The organism is Arthrobacter sp. Hiyo1, from assembly GCF_001263615.2.
Taxonomy (GTDB): domain Bacteria; phylum Actinomycetota; class Actinomycetes; order Actinomycetales; family Micrococcaceae; genus Arthrobacter.
This window is the reverse complement of record NZ_DF952469.1, coordinates 961,941-965,137: the sequence shown is the minus strand read 5'-3', so window position 1 is coordinate 965,137 and position 3,197 is coordinate 961,941. Positions and strand designations below refer to the sequence as shown.

Annotated in this window: 2 protein-coding genes and 1 pseudogene; 1 reads left to right on the top strand and 2 read right to left on the bottom strand. The window is 65.5% G+C overall.

From position 1 onward, the window contains the following. Together AHiyo1_RS08745 and AHiyo1_RS08740 are read right to left on the bottom strand one after the other, a co-directional pair. Window positions 1–1,397, bottom strand: a 1,397-nt coding sequence (locus AHiyo1_RS08745; protein ID WP_084784430.1) for a phosphocholine-specific phospholipase C, incomplete at its 3' end; no start/stop codon positions are given. A 127-nt stretch (window positions 1,398–1,524) separates the two neighbouring features. Continuing rightward, window positions 1,525–2,382, bottom strand: a complete 858-nt coding sequence (locus tag AHiyo1_RS08740) for a phosphatase PAP2 family protein (protein ID WP_059388300.1) — start codon at window positions 2,380–2,382, stop codon at window positions 1,525–1,527. A gap of 108 nt (window positions 2,383–2,490) precedes the next feature. On the opposite strand from AHiyo1_RS08740, the pseudogene AHiyo1_RS26440 reads away from it, so the two are divergent. After that, window positions 2,491–3,197 (top strand): annotated as a pseudogene (locus AHiyo1_RS26440) (phospholipase); the annotation flags it as partial.

Here is a 3,197-nt window from a genome sequence, read left to right as displayed (position 1 = left end):
CCGCACCCCCCGTTCGCCGTGAAGTCGAACGCGCTCGTGAGGTCACCACACACTGCGCGGCGCCACGGCGAGATGTTGGGGGACTTCACCCCGAAGCGCGACTCGAGGAAGCGCACGATCGACGTATGGTCGAACGTCTCCGAGCACACCCATCCGCCCATGCTCCACGGCGAGACGACCAGCATCGGCACGCGCACGCCGAGACCGTAATGGCCCGGGACGTCGGCGATGCCTGAGAACGTCATCCGGCCGTCGTACCACTCGCCCTCGGTCGAAACCGTGGATGCGCCCGGGATCTGCGAGGTGTTGGGGTGCGGCGGGACGACGTGGTCGAAGAAGCCGTCGTTCTCGTCGTACATGAAGAACACGGCCGTCTTGCTCCAGACATCCGGGTTGGAGGTAAGGATGTTGAGGATGTTCGCCGTGTACCAGGCTCCGAAGTTCGGCGGCCAGTTCGAGTGCTCGGTGTACGCCTCGGGGGCCACGACGTAAGAGACCTCCGGGAGCTTCCCGCCCGCGACGTCCTCGCGGAAGATCCGGAACAGGTCGTCGCCGGCCTTCGCGTTCGTGCCGGTCAGCGCCTTCTCGTGGAGCGGGCTGCCGGGCTTCGAGAGCTGGTACTGCGTGAGGTAGAGGAGCGAGTTGTCGCCGTAGTTGCCGATGTAAGGGTCGCCCGTCCAGCCCCAGTAGCCCGCAGCCGTGAGGCCGTCGCCGACGTCCTGGTATACCTTCCAGCTCACGCCGGCCTTCTCGAGCTCCTCGGGGTATGAGCTCCACGAGTAGCCGACCTCGGCGTTCCACAGGTCGGGGCCGCCGGCTTTGTAGTCGTTGCCGTCCCAGCCCGTGAACATGTAGTAGCGGTTGGGGTCCGTGGGGCCAAGCAGCGAGCAGTGGTACTGGTCGCAGATGGTGAACGCGTCCGCGAGGGCGAAGTGGAACGGGACGTCGCCGCGCTCGTAGAACGCCATCGTGGCCTCGGACTTGGCGGGGAGCCACTTGTCGTACTTGCCTACGTTGAAGGCCTCGTGGGTGAGCTTCCACGAGTGGTCGAGGTCTTCCATGAACTGCATGCCGAGATTCGGCGCCGTCGGGTGGTAGGGGAGGAGGTCCCGCGTGCCGTTGTTCTGCGCGAACGCGTCCTTGCCGCTCGGGAGGATGGCAGGGTGCGGGTCTCCGAACCCACGCACGCCCTTGAGCGTGCCGAAGTAGTGGTCGAAGGCACGGTTCTCCTGCATGAAGACGATGACGTGCTCGACATCCTTGATCGAGCCGGTGGCACGGTTGGCCGGGATGGTCGCGGCGCGAGCGATGCTCTCGCCGAGCATCTCAGCGATTGCTGCGGTGGCTGCGCTGGCCCCGGATAGTTGAAGAAAACGCCGACGGTTGAGACCTGACATGAGCTGCTCCCAGTGCTTGGCTTAGCTGACGAAAACCCCCGACCGACTCTTCCAGCGCCAGGCAAAAGTTAAGTGCCGGAAAGGCAAATTTTGGGGCAACATGCGGCCGCTGCGCCGGAACCGGCGTTCATCCGCTTGGAGTCCCGCCCGGGGAGTGGCTGAGCTTTTCCGTCTTTCGGGAGGTGAGATAAAGGCGGTGGGCAGTGATGACCAGGACCAGCCAGGCGGCACCGAGGGTCCAGGCCGCCAGGACATCCGTGAGCCAGTGGTGGCCCAGGAACACCCGGCTGAGGCCGATGGTCAGGGCGAAGAGGGCCGCGGCGGTCACAGTCCAGGCTCGGGCCCGGCGGGAGCGGCAACGCAGGATGACCAGGTAGGCGATGATTCCAGCGATGACGAACGAGTTCAGCGAATGCCCACTGGGAAACGAGGGGGAATACTCGTAGGGCGGCACGGCGTCGATGAGCGGCGGCCGGGCACGGCCGATGAGCTGCTTGCCGGCGATTGTCATGAGCAGGGAGCCGGCAGCAGCAGTGACAATGAGGATCGCAGGGGTCCAGGAGCGGCGCCGGAGGACCAGGACGGAGGTGGCGATCGCGGCCAGGATCGGCATCCCGATTCCTCCGCCTAGATCGGTGTAGGCAGTGGCGGCGGCGTCGAGTGCTGGGCTGCGCAAGGTCATCGCCGCCTCCAGGACCGGGTGGTCCAGGGCGGCCACGCCATCTGCTTCCGTCACTGCCTCGTACACCTCGCCGGTCGCGAAGGCCAGCAGCGATGCCACGACGGCTCCCGCAGCGAGGACCAGGATCAGCGCACCGTACGCGCCGAGACGGGCGCTAAGGCGTTGTGCGTGGGAGGCGAGCCACCTTCCGGCGGGGGTCTTCCACCGGGCCAGGTCAGCGTCACCGACAAACCGGTCGTCGCTGAGCTCGCTTTTGCCTCCGGCTGAATCTTCGTCCGATGTGCCTTCGGGGTGAACGCCCATTGTCTTCCGCCTCACATCGTGCATGGATTTGATCAGTAAGGTTACCTTCTAGGCTGTTTGAAGTCCGGATCCAGAGGATTGGCCTCGGGCGCCGGGAAGGAGCACGGAGTGGACAATGACGCTGATAGCTGGTTCCTGAGCCGTGCTGAGCGGGGGAATCTGGCCACGGACGTGCACGCGGGCGGTGCCGGGGCTCCGGCATGGTCGGAGGGCAACCTCGTGCGGCCCCTGATTCATGGAGCGAGCTATTTTGCCCGACTGCATGAGGAGTTGACCGCGCTTCAGGCGGGAGACCGGGTGTGGTTCACCGACTGGCGTGGCGACGCCGACGAGCGGCTACTGGCGGACGGACCGACGATCGGGGATCTGCTAGCGGGGTTGGCAGGCTCGGGGGTGGAAGTGCGGGGCCTTGTCTGGAGATCCCATGGAGAGCGGGTATCGGCTCCGATGAGCGGCCGATCCAACGAGCTTCTTAGCCGCAAGATCAACGACGCCGGCGGAGAAGTGCTTTTGGATCAGCGCGTCCGAATGTTCGGCTCGCACCACCAGAAGTTGTTCGTCATCCGCCGTCGTGACGATCCTTCGCGGGATGTCGCGTTCATTGGCGGGATCGACCTTTCCCACAGCCGACGGGACGACGCCGACCATGGGGGAGACCCGCAAGCGGTAACCATGGATCCCAGATACGGGAAACGGCCTCCGTGGCACGATGCCGCACTCGAGCTGCGTGGCCCCGTGGTTGCGGATGTGCTCGCGGTGTTCGCTGAACGGTGGAACGACCCCCATCCCTTGGACCGCGGTACCCCGTACCGGAT